Below are 18203 nucleotides of genomic sequence, written 5' to 3'. Positions count from 1 at the left end.
ATGACACGTTCTAGTTTAACAGCTTTAATCTGTGATCATCATTTAGACCCAAGACTGAGAAAGAGAAAGTCTTGGCTCAAGAATGCTTTTGGAGTGTGTGATGTTTATGTAGATCCTTCCAGAGGAGAACACTTTCAGGCAAAAAATGAAGAGGTTGATTATCAGGCACTTTCTCAAGCTAAGTTAAGTCAACTCAAACAATATGATTTGATTTATATAAGTGGAGCTAAGATTGTTCTTTCTTTCTTCATCCAGTTTGTGATACTGAGGTATATTTATAAAGTTAATTTGGTTTATGAAATTCCAGATTTACCACTGAGATCTCATTCTAAGTTTAGAAATAGTATTAACTCAGTTCTATTTTATATTATTGTAAAAATACTCTTTAAAAGAGTTGTTATTACATCAAAAGCGTTTTTGCGTAAATTACCGAGTACATTAGATTATTTTGAATGTGAAAATTTACCGTCGCCGAGTTCTTTAGCATCACCTATTGTAATAAAAAAAGCTAAAGAGCGTAAGTTAACTATATCTTTTGTAGGGGTTATACGTTACTTGTCTCAAATGGAGCTGTTAATAGAGTTTGCCAGTTTACATGACCATATTAAAGTTAAGTTTCATGGTGGTCCTGATGAAACAGTAAATAAACTTAAAGCGCTCCACGATAAATATGGCGCAAAAGGTGATGTAGAGTTTTTTGGTAAGTTTGAGACAAGTGAGTTAGCGAAAATATATAGCGACACAGACTTTATATACTCTGTATATGACTCTAAACAAGATAATGTTAAGTTGGCATTGCCGAATAAATTGTATGAATCAATAATTTATAGCGTTCCGCTAATCGTTTCTACAGATACTTTTTTACATGAAAGAGTGTTAGATGAAAATAATGGGTTTGGGGTTGATTCACAATCTTATGAGCAATTTGAAAAGGATATGTTTGATGGCATTGGGAAAAAATATCAATTCAACTACGACAAGCTTAAATATCAGGTAATAAGTCAAGAAAGTCTCTTTTTAAAGTGGCTAAATAACAAATCTGAAGCTAAGTAAAAGCAGTAGTTTATATGTCTGGAATTCTAAAAAGCACTTACTGGACTTTAGCATCTAATGTTTGGCTTAGTTTAAGTAATATTATATTTCTGAAATTTTTGAGTGATCTTGTCGAATCTAATTCATTTGGTGAAAACTTATATGTCTATTCAAATGCAATATTAATAGGGTCAGTAATTGGTCTTGGTGTTGGAACTGTTGTTAATCAATCTCAGTCGATAAAAGAAAGCACAAGAAATGATGTATACAATTCTATAAACTCAGCTCTAGTAGTCTTTTTTTTGGTCTTATTAGTTGTGTTTACTATATTATGTCTATTCATAAATATATCTTTTGTAGGTTTAAGTGCTACAAGTCTATATTTAGGCTTGTTGATAGTTTCTTTTTATTGTTTAGATAATATAAATAGAAGCTTTTTAATCGGGAATAAAATAATAGCCCCTGTAAGTATATGTCTAATATTATCATCAATTTTTGGTTGGTTTGTAAGTTTTATTTTGTCCTATTTAAACATACAGAATGGGTTCTTAATAGGGATGTTTTTATCAATCTTAGTAAACTTTATATTCTCTCTTTCTTTAGTTTTTAGAAAAATCAAGCTAGAACTGTTCCTTAATTATCAGTTTTTTTGTGTTTTGTTCAAGGAAAGGGTGGGTCTTAGTCTAGCGTCTCAAGTGTTAGGGTCTTTGCCTCAACTCCTAATTAGTTCAACGTTGTATATTTATTATGGTGGTGAGATTGTCGCCATTTATTTAATTGGAATGTACATTTTTAGAGGATCTCTATTTATACCTTCTGCAATTCAACGAATTCTTTTACCTTATCTAGGGGAGAAGAATATAGTTGATCGTCAAGCACTCATGATTAGATGTATTTATCTGAATGGTGCTATTTGTATTCCTTTTGTCTTATTGACATTCTTTTTTACTGATTTAATTGCTCAAGCGTATTCTTTTAATGTAAACGAAGTAGGTAACTTTTTTATCTATACGGCTTTAGCTGGTTTATTGGCTGCTTTGAGTTCGCCACTAGGTATGTACATGACATCATTAAATAAATATGGCTTGACGTTTAAATACAACCTTGTTTGGTGTGTAAACTATATATCGATATCATACTTTATAATGATTATTGGTGGGCGTGTAGAGTTTTTAATGCTTGGATTAACACTATGCTATTTTTTACACTTTGTTTTAGGTAGTTATTTTATTCACAGGTTAAAAAATGAAATTAGTTATTGATTTGTTTTCTAAGGGGTGGGTGCATAAGGATTTTAATATAGAGTATATCTCTAATCAAAGTACTGATGTTGATTTGATAGTAGGGCGTAAGGGAAGTGATTATATCAAAGAGGTTAGGTCTTCGCGAAATGTATTTGAATTCGAAGGTGTTGAAGATTGTTTTAAGCTTTTTTTAAAGATACTAGTAGCAAAAGAGGTGACTTTTTTGGTTATGCTTAATAAGTATATACCTCTCGTTTTGTTTTCTAGAATGATGGGCAAGAAAGTTTTTTATGTAGTACATAAGTACAATTTGACTACTAGGAAAAGAAGGAATTTCGTCAATTTTTTATATAATCTTTTAGGCTTTTTTGGTGTTAAGTCGATCAGTCTAGAAGAGCCATATCACTTTTTTAGAAATAATATAGTTGTCTCTATTGATATGTGGAAAAATGTCGATATTTCAAAGGTAAAAGAGGTATCGAAAATCTCGAAAGTTGCATTTATAGGAAAACCAGTTGACGGTAAAAACTTTGCTTTACTTAAAAAAATTGCAGATAAAAAAAATCTAGAAATTGTTATTTATAGTGATGACAATTTAGACATCAATGGTGTGACAGTAAAGCCTTTTACTTCCAATATCGCCGAATGTGATGTCATCTGGGGGTATTATGATGATGCTTATTACAAAGGAATTCAAAGTGGTTTGTGTTATCCGAGCTTGGAAAGTGGCCTTAAAGTTATTACTAATGGAAATGTAGGCTTCAAATTTTTCTCTACAAAATACTCGGATTATCTTATTGAATATAACTCTGTTGATGAGCTATTTAAAGGCATGACAAAATAAAATGAAGATACTTGTAATAACCACCTCTTATGGCATTTACTCAGATTCGCATACGATAAGGTTATCTAATATACTTGGTGATCTTGCTAAGCAACATCAGATTTCAATTTGTTATCCAGGTAAAGATTTAGTTTCATCGATACCAAGGTTAACTCCTCTACCTGTTGGTTTGTCATTTAAGTTCAAAATACTAGAAATGTTACGAGTGATTCACGAAAAATTGTTTCTTGCGTATTTGAATGTTTTAAAAAGAATTTCTAACCCAGACATGTATAGTGGATTTGATAAGTTAGTAGAGCAGAACTTTGAGGGAAGTACCTCTTTTGAATTTGATATTATTATTACCGCCTCTGGTAGTATCGAGTCGCATCGAGCTGGTTATTTATTGTCTAAAAAGTACAATGTGCCTCTAATATGTGATTACGGTGACCCTATATCACCTTTAATCGCTAATTCAGACAAGCGTAAATCGATAGAAGATATTGAGCGTAAGATTTTAGAAAATGCGACTTCGGTATTGTTCACAACAGACTCAACCTTATCACAGTATGCTAAGTTATTTGATATAGGCTCTAAAAGTCATGTAATACGTTATGGTTTTAACCCAGATGAAATTGAAAATGCAACATGCGAGAGAAAAGTATCTTTAATATTAGAGAGTACAAAAAATATCAAATACATATCTCATATAGGTACTGCTTTTGTTAACGATAGGAGTCTGTTTCCGCTTATCGATGCTGTAAGTAATATAAATAGTGAAGTCGGCTTAATCCTTGCTGGTAGACGCTCAAGCGCATTTTCTAATCACGCAAATCAACTTAACATTAAGAACTTTATTGACCTTGATAAAGTCGATTATAGTTCTTCTTTGTATTTACAATGTAAGAGCAATGTTAATGTGATTGTCGGGAACAAAGATGGGCGACAAGTACCAGGCAAGGTATTTATTGCAATTGGTTGCAAGCAACCGATATTGTACATTTCTCAATGTGATGAAGAACAAGATGAGGCATTAAAAATACTTAATGATTATCCTTCATTATTTATTGCGAAGAACAATAAAAACAGTATCAAAGAAGTTATTGAAATAATGCTTGAATCTGATACCGCATCTTTAGAAGTTGCATCTTTTGGGAAGCAGTATGAGTCAAGATCAATATCGAATCAGTTAGAGAAAATTATTTATGGAAGTTAAATTAGTCCAAAACCTTGATGAAATTTCGATTTTGAGAATTGCTGAGATACATAAGCTAAATTACCCGGATGATCACTTAACTAGTCATTTTACGTTGCCTTTACTGTGCGATTATTACAGTAATATTGCGGAATTAAGTGATTATTCTATTGTGGCTTATTATGGTAATGAGATTGTGGGCTTTGCGTTTTTAGGGCGAACCTTTGAAAGCGTGCTACCACGATTAGTAAAAAATAATAAGAATAAAATATTTAATTTTGCACTTCAAAAGCCCGCTATTGTTTTTAAGTTTTTTTTGAATAAGGCTTTTTCAGGAGTATATCATTTAGATTCAGCTTCAAATATTCGGCTGATATCAATAACGAGTGATAGGAAGTATAGCAAGCTTAGAATCGGAACTACAATTGTCGCGAAATTAGAGGAACTGCAGGCTCAGTACAAGCTAGATGTTGGTTTGTCTGTAAGAGCTTCAAATATTAAAGCTGTAAATTTTTATATTAAGAATGGATATATTTTAGAAGGGTTTAGCAAAGGTAAACTATTCATGGTAAATAAAAATGCATGAACTTTTTACAGTTATATTTGTAGCGACATTTCTCGTTCGAGTATGGCTTGATTGGGGAAACTCTAATCTTGTATCACCAGTTTCTGCTGTAGCCTTTGTAGCATTTTTGATTCTTCTGTTACCGCCATTAGTAGACCCTCAGATTTATGTATCTACCCAGGTCTATATCGGGTTAACAGTAATAATGATCATTTGTGCTTATGTACCTAAATCGTTTAAGAAGCCATTTAGAGTCGTCAAAAATAGTGATAATAAGTTTGTTAAATACTTCTTCTTTTTCTTATTTATCGTTCATTTTCTAATTGCTCTTAGTTCAGGAGTAAGCATCATAATAGAATTTGGTATTGTTGGGGCCTTCTTTAGAAATAGATTAGATGATTATTTGGTTGGAAATACTCTGGCCGGCGGCGGTTTATCGACATTAAGTCTATTAACTCAATTTGTGTTCTATTATGTGCTGGGCTATTTGCTTGCTAATGAAAATACAAAAAAAATGGCATTCTTAGTTCTGGTAATCTACATATTTATGATTGCTATATATGCTAATACTCGATTATCTTTGGTTATTCCTATTATTTCTTTTTCTGCTTATTATCTTTATAAGAATAGAAAAGGCGTTAAGAGTATAACAGTGTTTGTTATGGTTTTTGTTATAATACTACCAGCATATTTAGTTGTTGCTAATAACCTACGACATGGAATTGATGATTCGAGCATTGATTCGGCCTCTACAAATAATGAAAAAATTGTTAAGGACCAGCTCAACTACAATAAGTATATTAACGAGCTGGATGAGTACATGGTGAGAGAGGTAGATAGTTTAGAGTATGGAGCTGGTTGGTTTTGGGCTTCATTTGGAAATTTTGTACCACGATTTATTTGGGAAGATAAACCTATCACTTCTTTTTCTAATAGACTAACAGTTTCTATAACACAAAGAGACATCTCGTTAAAAAACCCTGTTAGGACATATACAATAATCGGAACTGGTTATAGTCAGTTTCACTATTTTGGTGTGATTATTGAAGTTTTCTTCTATCTATTTTTATTTACAAAATTATATTATTCCTTCTTATCTAGCCGAGATGGAGTTGGGGCGTTTATAGCATTTTATCTAGCGATTATATCAATGATTTACTTTAGAGGTGAAACTCCATTTGTCCAGCTTACGTTAATTTACTTTACCTACATTTTTCATAATGCGCTTTGCAAGGAAAAATAACATAACTTACAGGGGGTTATATGCCTTTGGTGTCGATTATCACTCCGGTGTATAATGCTAAAAAATTTATCAAAAAAACAATTGATTCAGTTGTTAGTCAAACTTTTTCTGACTGGGAGTACGTTTTAGTTGATGACTGCTCGACTGATAACAGCTTTGAGTTTATAAAAGAGCAATATAAAGAAGATAAACGAGTCAGAGTAATACAGCTTGAAAAAAATGGTGGCGCAGGCGTAGCAAGAAACGCTGGGCTTGTAGAAGCAAAGGGAGAAGTCATTGCTTTTCTTGATGCAGATGACCTATGGGAGCCAGATAAGCTTGAAAAACAAATTAAGTATATGAAAGATGGTAGCTTCCCGATAGTACATACTAGCTATAGTTTTATTGATGAAGACGATCGCGCAATTAGTGGCAGAGTAAATGTAAGTGAGGTCGTGAATCTGAATAGCTATATGAGGAATACAGAAATTGGTATGTCTACAGCTATTATTGATAAAACAATAGTTGGTGAATTCTATCTTGATACTATCCGAACAAGGCAGGACACCAAACTTTGGTTAACCCTTTTAAGTCGTGGGTTTACAGCTCATGGATTAGATTTACCACTTGTAAAATATCGAATTAGAAAAGGGCAAATAAGCGGAAACAAGTTTGTTATTGCTTTTAGAACTTTAAAGGTTTTTTGGTCTGTTAAAACGCTAAGTCCAATACTTAGATTGTGTAATTTTATTTTTTACTCCTTTAATAGTGTAAGAAAAAGGACAATGAAATGAGAGGTAATACTATGGAATTTATTCCATATGCTCTTCCAATGCTCGGAAAGGAAGAAATATCTGAAGTAGTAGATACTTTAGAGTCTGGTTGGTTAACAACTGGTCAAAAGACTAAAGATTTTGAGACTCAGTTTGCAAGTTATGTAGGTGCTGATTTTGCTCTAGCTGTTAATTCTGCTACTGCAGGCCTTCATTTAGCGCTGGAAGCTCTTGGAGTTGGTCCAGGAGATAAGGTAATAACAACTGTTCATACATTTACTGCTACAGCTGAAGTTATTAGGTATTTAGGAGCAGATCCAGTTTTTGTAGATATTGAAGGAGATAGCTTCAATATTGATGTGGACGAGGTAAAGAGGGCTATTGAAGAGTATGATAACGTTAAAGTTATAATACCAGTCCATTATGCTGGTCAAGCGGCTAATATTGATAAGTTAATGGATATCGCTAAACAGTATGGCATTAAAATACTTGAGGATGCTGCGCATGCTTTACCAACGACCCACAACGGAAAAATGGTTGGTACTATGGGCGATATTACTGTCTTTAGTTTTTATGCAAACAAAACTATTACGACCGGTGAAGGTGGCATGATTGTAACTAATAATCCGGAATACAAGGATAGGATGTCTTGTATGCGCTTACATGGTATAAGTCGTGATGTTTTCGACCGTTTTACATCAAAAAAACCTTCATGGCACTACAGTGTAGTCGCGCCTGGTTACAAATATAACTTAACAGATATTGCTTCTTCGATTGGTATACATCAGTTAAAAAAAGCGGATGCATTAAAAGATAGAAGAGAAGTAATCGCAAAAGCATACAATAATGGCTTTAAAGATTTACCGATTAAAACCCCTCATGTTGTTAACCCTGAGGATGTCCATTCTTGGCACTTATATGTCGTGCAACTGGATTTAGAGTCTCTCACTATTTCAAGGGAGCGCTTTATTGAGCTCATGTCAGAAGCCGGGATCGGGACTTCGGTCCATTATATACCATTGCACCGACAACCATATTGGAAAGAAAATTATGACTTGGACGCGAGACTTTTTCCTAAATCGGAGCATGCTTACAGCCGAATAGTAAGCTTACCTAATTATCCTAAAATGAGTGATGGGCAGGTCGAAAGAGTAATAGAGGCAGTCAAGACTATATTGATGGAGAATATAAAGAGTGCTTAAGCGACTATTCGATATACTTTTTTCAGTATTAGGCATTTTTGTTTTGTTACCAGTATATTTGTTGATTGCGATTCTGATTAAGATGGATTCTTCTGGAAGCATTATCTTTAAGCAAAAACGAGTTGGAAAAAATGAACGACAGTTTCACGTTTACAAGTTCAGAACTATGGTTGTAGATGCTGAAAAAATGGGAATGAAAATAACCGTAGGGCGCGATCCTAGGATTACTAAATTTGGGCACTTTTTGAGAAAGTATAAACTTGACGAGTTGCCACAAATTTTTAATGTTCTTTTTGGTAGTATGAGTTTTGTTGGCCCAAGACCTGAGGTCCAAGAATATATTGATGAGTATCCTAAAGCTGTGAAAAAGGAAGTTCTATCAGTAAAGCCTGGTATAACTGATAATGCTTCTATTGAGTTTAGGAATGAGAGTGAAATGTTATTTCAATCTCTTGATCCTAGGAAGACTTATATTGATGAGATTTTACCTATTAAGCAAAAACTCTATTTAGATTACGTTAGAAATAAAACATTTATTGGTGATATTAAAATAATAATAAAAACTATTGTTAAAATATTGCGTTGAATTATATCTTTAGGTTCATTGTTAAGTAGAAGCATTGTCGCTTTTACGTATGTAGAAGTTAAATTTTAGGTTTACTTATGATATCTCCTATTATAATTGCTGGCGGCTCTGGCACACGTTTATGGCCTTTATCTCGCGGCAATTACCCAAAACAGTTTTTAAAATTGCATGGTGAGAACACTATGCTTCAAGAAACTATATTAAGACTAAAAGGGTTAGAGCATTCACCTGTAATGCTGATTTGCAACGAAGAACATCGTTTTATTGCAGCTGAACAAGTTCGTCAGTTGAATGTGAAGCATAGCGGTATTTTTCTGGAGCCGGTAGGTCGTAATACTGCACCCGCAATTGCATTAGCAGCATTTAAAGCTGTTGAGGATGATAATGACTCATTATTATTGGTATTGGCAGCAGACCATGTTATTGCTGATCAAACTGCGTTCCGAGAAAGTGTTAACAAAGCAAAGCTGTTAGCTGAACAGGGCAAGCTTGTGACTTTTGGTGTTGTGGGGTCTACGCCAGAAACTGGTTATGGTTATATTAAGCGTGGAGCTGAATTTGGGAATGGCTTTGTGGTTGATAGTTTTGTTGAAAAGCCAGATTTAGTGACGGCTCAAGGGTATATTGCAAGCGGAGACTATTATTGGAATAGTGGTATGTTCTTGTTCAAAGCAAGTCGCTACCTTGAAGAGCTGAAAGCTTTCCGACCAGACATTTACGAGGCCTGTAAAAAAGCAGTTCAAGTACAAAGTAGTGACATGGACTTTGTTCGAGTTGATAAAGAAGCTTTTGAAAGGTGCCCCGATGAGTCAGTTGACTATGCTGTAATGGAGCAGACTAAAGATGCTGTAGTAGTTCCTATGGATGCTAACTGGAATGATGTAGGTGGCTTTGCTGCATTATGGGAAGTATCAAAGCAAGATGAAAATGGTAATTCCTTTATCGGTGATGTTAAGTCTGTTGATACAAAAAACACTTTAGTGTTTGGTGATGATAAACTTGTTGCAACGGTCGGTGTTGAAAACTTAGTCATTGTGAATACAAAAGATGCTGTACTTGTTGCACATAAAGATGAATCGCAAAAAGTAAAGCAAATCGTTAGCCAACTGAAGGTAGACAAGAGAACAGAAGTTATCTTCCACCGAGAGGTTTACCGCCCGTGGGGTAAGTATGACTCAGTTGATAGTGGTGAGCGCTTCCAAGTGAAGCGTATTACAGTAAAACCGGGTGCGAAGTTATCAGTTCAAATGCATCATCATCGTGCAGAGCATTGGATCGTGGTGTCTGGAACAGCTAAAGTACAAATTGATGATACCGAGCAATATGTGACAGAGAATGAGTCTGTTTATATCCCTATTACAGCAGTTCATGCATTAGAAAACCCGGGTAAAGTTGACCTGGAGTTGATCGAAGTACAATCAGGTTCGTATTTAGGTGAAGACGATATAGTGCGTTTTGAAGACCGTTATGGTCGAGTGGAGTAAGATTAAATATCAGTTATTACAATAATAGATTGTAATAACTTCGAGCTTTTAACAGTATAAATTAAATAGGTCTTTTATGGATAGCCAGTTAGTTTGCTCCGAAGTCATTGCAAAGAGCGGTGTTACTTTTGGTACGAGTGGTGCAAGGGGGTTAGTTACCGATTTTACACCAGAAGTATGTGCGGCTTTTTCAATTGCATTTGCTCAGAGTATTGCAAGTGATTATGAATTCAACACAATTGCCATTGCCATTGACAATCGTCCAAGTAGTTTTGAAATTGCTCATTCATGTGCAGCGGGATTGAGCCAGCTCAATATCGATGTGATTTTCTATGGGGTTGTACCTACTCCTGCACTTGCATATACTGCGATGCAAGATAATATGCCTAGTATTATGGTTACTGGTAGTCATATTCCATTCGACAGAAATGGCCTAAAGTTTTATGGCCTTAATGGCGAAATCACAAAACAAGATGAACAAACTATTTTGTCTTCTGATTTTAATTTTACAGAGTTGAACTTAACAAGTATAACTCTTCCCTTAAGTGATAAAGCAAAAAACGCATATCTAACTCGCTATATAGATCTATTTGTTGATAGCGAAAAGCTTCTAGGTAAGAGAGTTGGTATCTACGAGCACTCTAGTGCAGGTAGAGATATTTACAAATTGCTCTTTGAAAAACTGGGAGCTGAAGTAATTTGTTTAGGTCGTAGTAATGAGTTTATTCCAATTGATACAGAAGCGGTATCTAATGAAGATAAACAAAGAGCAAAAGAGTGGGTGAGAGAATATCATTTAGATATGTTGTTCTCAACAGATGGTGATGGTGATAGGCCTCTTGTTGCTGATGAAAACGGCGAGTGGTTAAGAGGTGATATATTGGGGTTACTTTGTAGCCAAGCGTTATCAATAGAAGCGCTAGCAACACCGGTTAGCTGTAACACAGCTATAGAATTGTCAGGTTTTTTCAAAACAGTTACTAGAACTAAGATTGGATCACCATACGTAATAGAGGCATTTGCTGAGCTTAATCAAAAATACACTCGAGTAGCGGGCTTTGAGGCGAATGGTGGTTACCTATTAGCAAGTGATTTTGAATTCAATGGAAAAGAGCTAAGAGCTCTACCTACAAGGGATGCAATACTACCTGCATTAATTGTAGCGACGATGGGTGATAGTATTTCAAACCTTTTGACTGCATTACCACAAAGGTTTACAGCGAGCGATAGGTTGAAAGACTTTGCAACAGATAAAAGTAAAGCTCTAATTAATGAGTTAAGCGAAAATCCAGCTAAATTACTGAATAGTTTAGGCTTAGGTAAGGCTGAGGTTATTTGTCAAATTGACGGATTAAGATTAACAACTAATCAAAGTGAGATAATTCATCTGAGAGCATCGGGCAATGCGCCTGAATTAAGATGCTATGTAGAATCTTACAGTGCTGAAAGGGCGCTTTATCTTGTAAATAAGGTCTTAGATAGATGCTCAGTTTTTTAAGGCTTTTTAAAGTATGATTTTGAGTAAAAATTACTTTTTAAATTGCACTAGCAGAAAAGAATTTAGCTCAAATTTAAACTGACAGTTACCACTTGAAACGGTAACTATTGTCAGCTCAAGTCTGAGCTAGTACAGATTAGGGTTAGTATGATACTTTTGATCTTTGACCTTTTATTTTCTTTAAAATTCAATAATTAATGAAATTGTATTAGATTGTGGTTTTTTAGCTATTTAAACGTTATAATTTATGAAAATTTAACAATTATTAAGCTTAGAGTAAGTTATGGATGCGATACTTTAAGTTTGCTGTCGTTACAAGAAAGGGAGCTTGTTGTGGATAAATATATTCGTGCTGTACTGAGTGCCTCCCGCGCCAAAAAAAGGTTAATAACCTTATTCTTTGATTCACTTTTTATTATATCGGCTTTTTGGTTAGCCTTAATCGTTAGGCTAGATAGTATTGCACCTATTTACAATATTGATAACTGGGTGCTTTTGGCCTTGTTACTCCCTACCTCTTTATTCGCTTTTATTAACTTAGGTTTATACCGCGCAGTACTTCGTTACATGAATACCCATGCCGTGTGGGCTGTTGTATTTGGTACACTTATAAGCACGGTTGCTTTAGTGTTAATTTCGTTTTTTATTGGTACAACCATACCGCGCACTATGCCGTTTATTTTTGCATGGCTTTGTTTACTTACTGTAGGTGGCTCGCGCATTGTGGCCCGCTCTATGATTGGCCGTTTGACTACTGCTAATAAAGAGTCGGTCATTATTTATGGTGCAGGCTCGGCAGGTAGGCAGCTTGCAACAGCATTAAACACTGGGCCTGAGTATTACGTACGTGCTTTTATAGATGACGACACAACAAAGCAAGGCTCAATTATTCAGGGTATACCCGTTTTATGTTTTAAAGGTATTTACGACCTTGTAAATAAAGGCCCTGTTAGTAAGGTGTTACTTGCTTTACCAAGTGAAAGCCGTGCCCGCCGTAAACAAATTTTAGCGCAATTAGAGCCTTTAAAAGTGACCGTGTTATCTATACCTGGTATGGCCGATGTGGTTGAAGGTAAAGCGAAACTCTCTGAATTTAGAGACGTTGAAATAGAAGATTTATTAGGCCGTGACCCTGTAGACCCTAAACCAGAGCTAATGGCAGCTAATATCACCGATAAAGTGGTAATGGTGACTGGCGCTGGTGGTTCTATCGGTTCTGAGCTATGTAGGCAAATAGTTAAACAAAAACCAAAAAAATTAGTACTTTTTGAAGTAAACGAGTTTGGTTTATATTCAATCGAAAAAGAGCTTAGTGAATACATTACTCATAACAACTTAAACGTAAAATTAGTGCCAATTATGGGCTCTGTACAGCGTATTAACCGTATAGAAACCGTAATGATGGCCTTTGGTGTACAAACGGTTTATCACGCAGCTGCATACAAACATGTACCTTTAGTTGAACACAATGTTGTAGAAGGGGTACGTAATAATGTATTTGGTACTTACTATGCTGCAAAAGCCGCGGTAAATGCGAAGGTCGAAACTTTTGTACTTATCTCTACCGACAAAGCAGTACGCCCAACCAATGTTATGGGTGCCACTAAACGTATGGCTGAGCTTTGCTTGCAAGGGTTAGCACAAAATAAAGGTAAACAACATACTACCCGTTTTTGCATGGTACGTTTTGGTAATGTACTTGGCTCGAGTGGCTCAGTTGTACCGTTATTCCGTAGGCAGATTAAAGAGGGTGGGCCAATAACATTAACTCACCCAGACATTACTCGCTTTTTTATGACTATACCTGAGGCTGCGCAGCTTGTAATACAAGCGGGCTCTATGGGTAAAGGCGGTGATGTATTTGTACTCGACATGGGTGAGTCTGTAAAAATTAAAGACCTAGCTACAAAAATGATTCGCTTATCTGGCTTTGAGGTTAAAGACGACGCAAATCCGCATGGTGATATAGCTATAGAATGTACTGGCCTTCGCCCAGGCGAAAAGTTATTTGAAGAGCTACTTATTGGCGATAACGTTGGCGAAACATCGCACGAGCGTATAATGACTGCAAACGAAGTTATGTTGCCACTCCCTGAGCTTAATGTGTTTTTAGAAGCGTTGGATATTGCTTGTCATAATTTTGATCACCAAACAATTCGCCAGTTATTACTCGATGCACCTACAGGCTTTAACCCGACTGATGGTATTTGTGACCTAGTTTGGAATGCTAAACAAGCCAACCCCATCGCAAATGACGAACAGTCAAATAAGGTTGTTAACTTTAAAGGTTAGAATTTTTAGTGTTTTTATTCTTTTTGAGCGCGATTATTCGCGCTTTAATTGTTTTTAAAGTCATGAAATTTATTTAAGAGTATTACATACAGCTCAATTAGCTTTTTTATAGGTTCTAACTAAAGCTGATGTTGCTTATAATATTAGTAAAATAAGTATCTTCTAGTGAAGGTGCGGCTTATACGAAAGGATATTATTAAATGAAAATAGCGGTAGTTGGTACGGGTTATGTAGGTTTGTCTAACGCAATGCTTTTAGCGCAGCATAACAAGGTTGTTGCTTTAGATATTGATGAGCAGAAGGTTGCTCAATTACAACACAAACAGTCGCCAATCGTAGATAAGGAAATTAGTGATTTTTTAAACAACAAATCACTTAATTTTACTGCTACAACTAACAAAGAGTTAGCACTTGTAGGTGCAGAGTTTGTTGTAATTGCTACCCCTACCGATTACGACCCTGTAACAAATTATTTTAATACTCGATCTGTAGAGTCAGTAATTACCGATGTATTAGCAATAAACCCAACCGCTACCATGATTATTAAGTCAACAGTCCCTGTTGGTTATACCAAGGATGTTAAAGAGCAGTTTGATACCGATAATATTATTTTTTCGCCTGAGTTTTTACGTGAAGGCAAAGCACTTTACGATAACTTACACCCATCACGTATTATTGTGGGCGAACAAAGTGAGCGTGCGAAAGTATTTGCAAATTTATTGGCAGAAGGTGCTGTAAAAACTGACATTGATATTTTATTCACTGACTCAACCGAAGCAGAGGCAATTAAGTTATTTTCGAACACTTACCTAGCAATGCGTGTAGCTTATTTTAATGAGCTAGACAGCTACGCCGAAAGCCATGGTTTAGATGCAAAACAAATTATTGAAGGTGTAGGCCTAGACCCGCGTATTGGTAAACACTATAACAACCCATCGTTTGGTTATGGTGGTTACTGTTTACCAAAAGACACAAAGCAGCTTTTAGCTAACTACCAAGACGTGCCGAACAACATGATTCGTGCAATTGTTGATGCCAATACGACTCGTAAAGATTTTATTGCTAACTCTATTATTAACCGCAAGCCAAAAGTGGTGGGTATTTATCGTTTAGTGATGAAGTCTGGCTCAGATAATTTTAGAGCGTCGGCTATTCAAGGCATTATGAAACGTATTAAGGCTAAAGGTATTGAGGTTGTGGTTTACGAACCAACCTTTGAGGGCGAAGCGTTTTTTAATTCGCGTGTAATTAAAAACCTTGATGAGCTTAAAAGTATCTCTGATGTAATTGTATCGAACCGCATGGCTGAAGAGTTGCAAGATGTTGCAGATAAAGTGTATACCCGCGATTTGTTTGGTAGTGATTAATGCGAAAAAGCTGTCAGTTTTGAGCCGAGCGGTGTTGTTTGTAGGCCTTAACCAAAGGCCTACATCGTAGAAGGCACTTTAGTGCCAAAAATATTTTCACAAAGAGAAGTGAATGAGAAGAGAACGAGGTAAACCAAGAGCTTACTTAATTTTTACTTCTTCAGCGCAGCGTCTCTTTATCTTTAGTTTCTCTGTGAAGCGCGTAGCGCCTCGGTGTACTCTGTGGTTCAAAGTAAGAGCATTAAAGCTTTAATTAAGTCAAAAGAATTGGCGGCCCTTGGGCTCTAAAAAGTAGAATAAAATGAAATATTTAGTAACCGGAGCTGCGGGTTTTATTGGCGCAGCTACTTGCCAAAAACTATTAGCACAAAGGCATACCGTTGTTGGTATTGATAACCTAAACGACTATTACGATGTAAATTTAAAACTAGCCCGCTTAGAGTTAATTAAAGATAACAGTAACTTTAACTTTGTTAAACTTGATATTGCAGAGCGTACTGCAATGGCTGAACTTTTCAAAAATGAGCAGTTTGATCGTGTTATTCATTTAGCAGCACAAGCAGGCGTGCGTTACTCAATTGAGAATCCTGATGCTTATGCAGATTCAAACCTTGTTGGTCATTTAAATGTACTTGAAGGCTGCCGTCACAATAATGTTGCGCACCTGGTTTATGCGTCTTCTAGCTCTGTTTATGGCTTAAACGAAAAAACACCATTCGAAACAACCGACAGTGTTGACCATCCGGTGTCGTTTTATGCTGCGACTAAAAAAGCCAATGAGCTAATGGCTCATAGTTATTCGCACTTGTATAACTTGCCTACAACAGGATTGCGCTTCTTCACGGTTTATGGCCCATGGGGGCGTCCAGATATGGCGCCTTATATCTTTACTAAAAAGATTCTCGATGGCGATACCATCGACATAAACAATAATGGCGATATGTGGCGTGACTTTACTTATATCGACGATATCGTTGAAGGTGTTGTACGTTCTGCTGATGTAGTACCTGAACGTGATGATAACTGGAAAGTTGAAACTGGTTCGCCGGCAACAAGTTCAGCACCGTTTAAGGTGTATAACATTGGTCATGGTAGCCCAATTAACTTAATGGACTTTATTAGTGCTATTGAAAGCGAGCTGGGTATTGAAGCTCAAAAGAACTTCCGCGAAATGCAGGCTGGTGATGTTTATAAAACCTATGCTGATACACAAGATTTATACAAAGCTACAGGTTATAAACCTGCAGTAGGTGTTAAGCAAGGTGTAGCTGAGCTTATTAGTTGGTATAAAGAGTTTTATAACAAACAATAAACTCTTTTGGTGTTGTAAAGATCTTGATTGAACCATAGAGGTCACAGAGAGCACAGAGGATGATTATTTTGAGCTTTTTACCTAAAGCCCAGCGTCTCATAATCTCTTTGTGAAAATTTGGTTTCTCTATGTAGCGCGAAGCGCCTCGGTGTACTCTGTGGTTCATAGAGTTTTTCTATCTTTAATCTAATTCGAACCATAGAGGTCACAGAGAGCACTGAGGAAGAAAAGGATGGATTCAACTAGTATTTCTGTCTCATAACCTCTTAGTGAACATTAGTATTAACGAAAAATAAAATTAAAAACCATTCAGCTTGTATCTACATTGGTACTGTTAGTTTGGTATTATTGTAGATTAAATTATTAGATAAGGGACTTAATATGAAAGCAGTGATCCCAGTTGCGGGCCTTGGTACTCGTATGCTTCCAATGACTAAAGCAATTCCTAAAGAAATGCTGCCGTTAGTTGATAAACCACTAATTCAATACATCGTAAACGAGTGTGTTGCTGCAGGTATTAAAGAAATTGTATTAGTGACCCATAGTTCAAAAAACGCTATTGAAAATCACTTTGATACTAGCTTTGAGCTAGAAGCAACGCTTGAAAAGCGTGTAAAGCGTACACTGCTAGAAGAAGTTCGTTCTATTTGCCCACCAGATGTAACCATTATGCATGTTCGCCAAGGCGAAGCTATGGGCTTAGGTCACGCAGTGATGTGTGCAAAACCAATCGTCGGCGATGACGACTTTGTTGTAGTTCTGCCAGATGTGATCTTAGATGGTTACACTGCTGATCAAAAAACCGAAAACATTGCCGCGATGGTTAAGCGTTTTAAAGATGTTAAAGCAAGTCAAATTATGCTTGAACCTGTACCGCAAGAAAGTGTGCACAAGTACGGTATTGCTGATATCGGTGGCGTTAAAATTAAAGCGGGCGAAAGCGCACCAATTAAAACTATGGTTGAAAAACCAAAGGCTGAAGAAGCTCCGTCTAACTTAGCTGTAGTTGGCCGTTATGTGTTATCAAAAGCTATTTGGCCTTTACTTGCTAAAACACCTGCAGGTGCTGGTGGCGAAATTCAATTAACAGATGCCATAGATGAGCTAATGAAAACAGAAGTTGTTGAGGCTTTCCACATGAGTGGCCGAGCTCACGACTGCGGTGACAAGCTTGGTTATTTAAAAGCGATTGTAGAGTACAGTATGCGAGATGAAAAACTAGGTGATGAGTTTTCTGAGTTTTTAAGTGAAATGGTTGAGCCTAAAGTGAGTCACTTGAAAGCTGTTTAATCTGTTTTTGAGCTTCTGAAATATTCAAACGCCTGCACTTTGTGCAGGCGTTTTTGTTTATTAAATATAATCTTAGACAGGAATGATACTAGGATCACATAGTTAGATAAGAGATTTAAGGTGAATGTGTGGACTTGTTACTGAAGTGAAATTTAATACGTAGGCGTGAAATTTATTTCGCGCGGAGAGCTTGATTGAACCACAGAGGAAGAAAAGGAGGTATTTAAGCTTTTTTCTCTAAAGCGAAGCGTCTAATAATCTATTTGTGAATCAAAGATCTTTTTATAACCACAGAGGACATAGAGAGCATAGAGTGAG

15 protein-coding genes are annotated in these 18203 nt (G+C 36.0%); all 15 read left to right on the top strand.

Annotated features, from left to right (window positions below; translation table 11 throughout):
- Complete coding sequence (locus tag QUE86_RS05670; protein ID WP_286259784.1) at positions 1-1053, top strand: glycosyltransferase; 1053 nt, start codon at positions 1-3, stop codon at positions 1051-1053.
- Positions 1054-1067: 14 nt separating this feature from the next.
- A complete protein-coding gene (locus QUE86_RS05665) occupies positions 1068-2294 on the top strand; it encodes an MATE family efflux transporter (RefSeq protein WP_286259774.1) in 1227 nt (408 codons plus the stop codon).
- Positions 2278-3120, top strand: coding sequence for a hypothetical protein (locus tag QUE86_RS05660; RefSeq protein ID WP_286259773.1), 843 nt, complete (start codon positions 2278-2280; stop codon positions 3118-3120). The genes QUE86_RS05665 and QUE86_RS05660 overlap by 17 nt, the downstream gene beginning before the upstream one ends.
- A gap of 1 nt (position 3121) precedes the next feature.
- Positions 3122-4315: a glycosyltransferase family protein gene (locus QUE86_RS05655; RefSeq protein ID WP_286259771.1), complete on the top strand. Its 1194-nt coding sequence runs from the start codon at positions 3122-3124 to the stop codon at positions 4313-4315.
- Entirely contained in the window at positions 4305-4880 is a 576-nt protein-coding gene (locus QUE86_RS05650) for a GNAT family N-acetyltransferase (protein WP_286259770.1), read from the top strand. The genes QUE86_RS05655 and QUE86_RS05650 overlap by 11 nt, the downstream gene beginning before the upstream one ends.
- Positions 4873-6102, top strand: a complete 1230-nt coding sequence (locus QUE86_RS05645; RefSeq protein ID WP_286259768.1) for an O-antigen polymerase — start codon at positions 4873-4875, stop codon at positions 6100-6102. The genes QUE86_RS05650 and QUE86_RS05645 overlap by 8 nt, the downstream gene beginning before the upstream one ends.
- 20 nt (positions 6103-6122) lie before the next feature.
- Complete coding sequence (locus tag QUE86_RS05640; protein ID WP_286259766.1) at positions 6123-6875, top strand: glycosyltransferase family 2 protein; 753 nt, start codon at positions 6123-6125, stop codon at positions 6873-6875.
- An 11-nt stretch (positions 6876-6886) separates the two neighbouring features.
- Positions 6887-8056, top strand: a complete 1170-nt coding sequence (locus QUE86_RS05635) for a DegT/DnrJ/EryC1/StrS family aminotransferase (RefSeq protein ID WP_286259765.1) — start codon at positions 6887-6889, stop codon at positions 8054-8056.
- On the top strand, positions 8049-8642 hold the full coding sequence (locus tag QUE86_RS05630; protein ID WP_286259762.1) for a sugar transferase: 594 nt from the start codon (positions 8049-8051) through the stop codon (positions 8640-8642). The genes QUE86_RS05635 and QUE86_RS05630 overlap by 8 nt, the downstream gene beginning before the upstream one ends.
- 77 nt (positions 8643-8719) lie before the next feature.
- Positions 8720-10126, top strand: coding sequence for a mannose-1-phosphate guanylyltransferase/mannose-6-phosphate isomerase (locus QUE86_RS05625; RefSeq protein ID WP_286259760.1), 1407 nt, complete (start codon positions 8720-8722; stop codon positions 10124-10126).
- Between the two features lie 76 nt (positions 10127-10202).
- Entirely contained in the window at positions 10203-11624 is a 1422-nt protein-coding gene (locus tag QUE86_RS05620; protein ID WP_286259758.1) for a phosphomannomutase, read from the top strand.
- Positions 11625-11957: 333 nt separating this feature from the next.
- Entirely contained in the window at positions 11958-13916 is a 1959-nt protein-coding gene (locus QUE86_RS05615) for a polysaccharide biosynthesis protein (protein ID WP_286259756.1), read from the top strand.
- A 200-nt stretch (positions 13917-14116) separates the two neighbouring features.
- Positions 14117-15283, top strand: a complete 1167-nt coding sequence (locus QUE86_RS05610) for a nucleotide sugar dehydrogenase (protein ID WP_286259754.1) — start codon at positions 14117-14119, stop codon at positions 15281-15283.
- 301 nt (positions 15284-15584) lie between these two features.
- Positions 15585-16595, top strand: a complete 1011-nt coding sequence (locus QUE86_RS05605; RefSeq protein WP_286259751.1) for an NAD-dependent epimerase — start codon at positions 15585-15587, stop codon at positions 16593-16595.
- Positions 16596-16976: 381 nt separating this feature from the next.
- Positions 16977-17885: a UTP--glucose-1-phosphate uridylyltransferase GalU gene (gene galU / locus QUE86_RS05600; protein WP_286259749.1), complete on the top strand. Its 909-nt coding sequence runs from the start codon at positions 16977-16979 to the stop codon at positions 17883-17885.
- Positions 17886-18203 lie beyond the last annotated feature (318 nt).

The organism is Pseudoalteromonas apostichopi, from assembly GCF_030297135.1.
Taxonomy (GTDB): Bacteria; Pseudomonadota; Gammaproteobacteria; order Enterobacterales; family Alteromonadaceae; genus Pseudoalteromonas; species Pseudoalteromonas apostichopi.
The sequence above is the reverse complement of the archived record's forward strand: the minus strand, read 5'-3'. Positions and strand labels throughout refer to the sequence as shown.

Excerpts from the sequence above, each read along its gene's own strand:
- QUE86_RS05670 (WP_286259784.1), top strand. The coding sequence starts at position 1 with ATGACACGTTCTAGTTTAACAGCTTTAATCTGTGATCATCATTTAGAC.
- QUE86_RS05665 (WP_286259774.1), top strand. The coding sequence starts at position 1,068 with ATGTCTGGAATTCTAAAAAGCACTTACTGGACTTTAGCATCTAATGTT.
- QUE86_RS05660 (WP_286259773.1), top strand. The coding sequence starts at position 2,278 with ATGAAATTAGTTATTGATTTGTTTTCTAAGGGGTGGGTGCATAAGGAT.
- QUE86_RS05655 (WP_286259771.1), top strand. The coding sequence starts at position 3,122 with ATGAAGATACTTGTAATAACCACCTCTTATGGCATTTACTCAGATTCG.
- QUE86_RS05650 (WP_286259770.1), top strand. The coding sequence starts at position 4,305 with ATGGAAGTTAAATTAGTCCAAAACCTTGATGAAATTTCGATTTTGAGA.
- QUE86_RS05645 (WP_286259768.1), top strand. The coding sequence starts at position 4,873 with ATGCATGAACTTTTTACAGTTATATTTGTAGCGACATTTCTCGTTCGA.
- QUE86_RS05640 (WP_286259766.1), top strand. The coding sequence starts at position 6,123 with ATGCCTTTGGTGTCGATTATCACTCCGGTGTATAATGCTAAAAAATTT.
- QUE86_RS05635 (WP_286259765.1), top strand. The coding sequence starts at position 6,887 with ATGGAATTTATTCCATATGCTCTTCCAATGCTCGGAAAGGAAGAAATA.
- QUE86_RS05625 (WP_286259760.1), top strand. The coding sequence starts at position 8,720 with ATGATATCTCCTATTATAATTGCTGGCGGCTCTGGCACACGTTTATGG.
- QUE86_RS05620 (WP_286259758.1), top strand. The coding sequence starts at position 10,203 with ATGGATAGCCAGTTAGTTTGCTCCGAAGTCATTGCAAAGAGCGGTGTT.
- QUE86_RS05610 (WP_286259754.1), top strand. The coding sequence starts at position 14,117 with ATGAAAATAGCGGTAGTTGGTACGGGTTATGTAGGTTTGTCTAACGCA.
- QUE86_RS05605 (WP_286259751.1), top strand. The coding sequence starts at position 15,585 with ATGAAATATTTAGTAACCGGAGCTGCGGGTTTTATTGGCGCAGCTACT.
- galU (WP_286259749.1), top strand. The coding sequence starts at position 16,977 with ATGAAAGCAGTGATCCCAGTTGCGGGCCTTGGTACTCGTATGCTTCCA.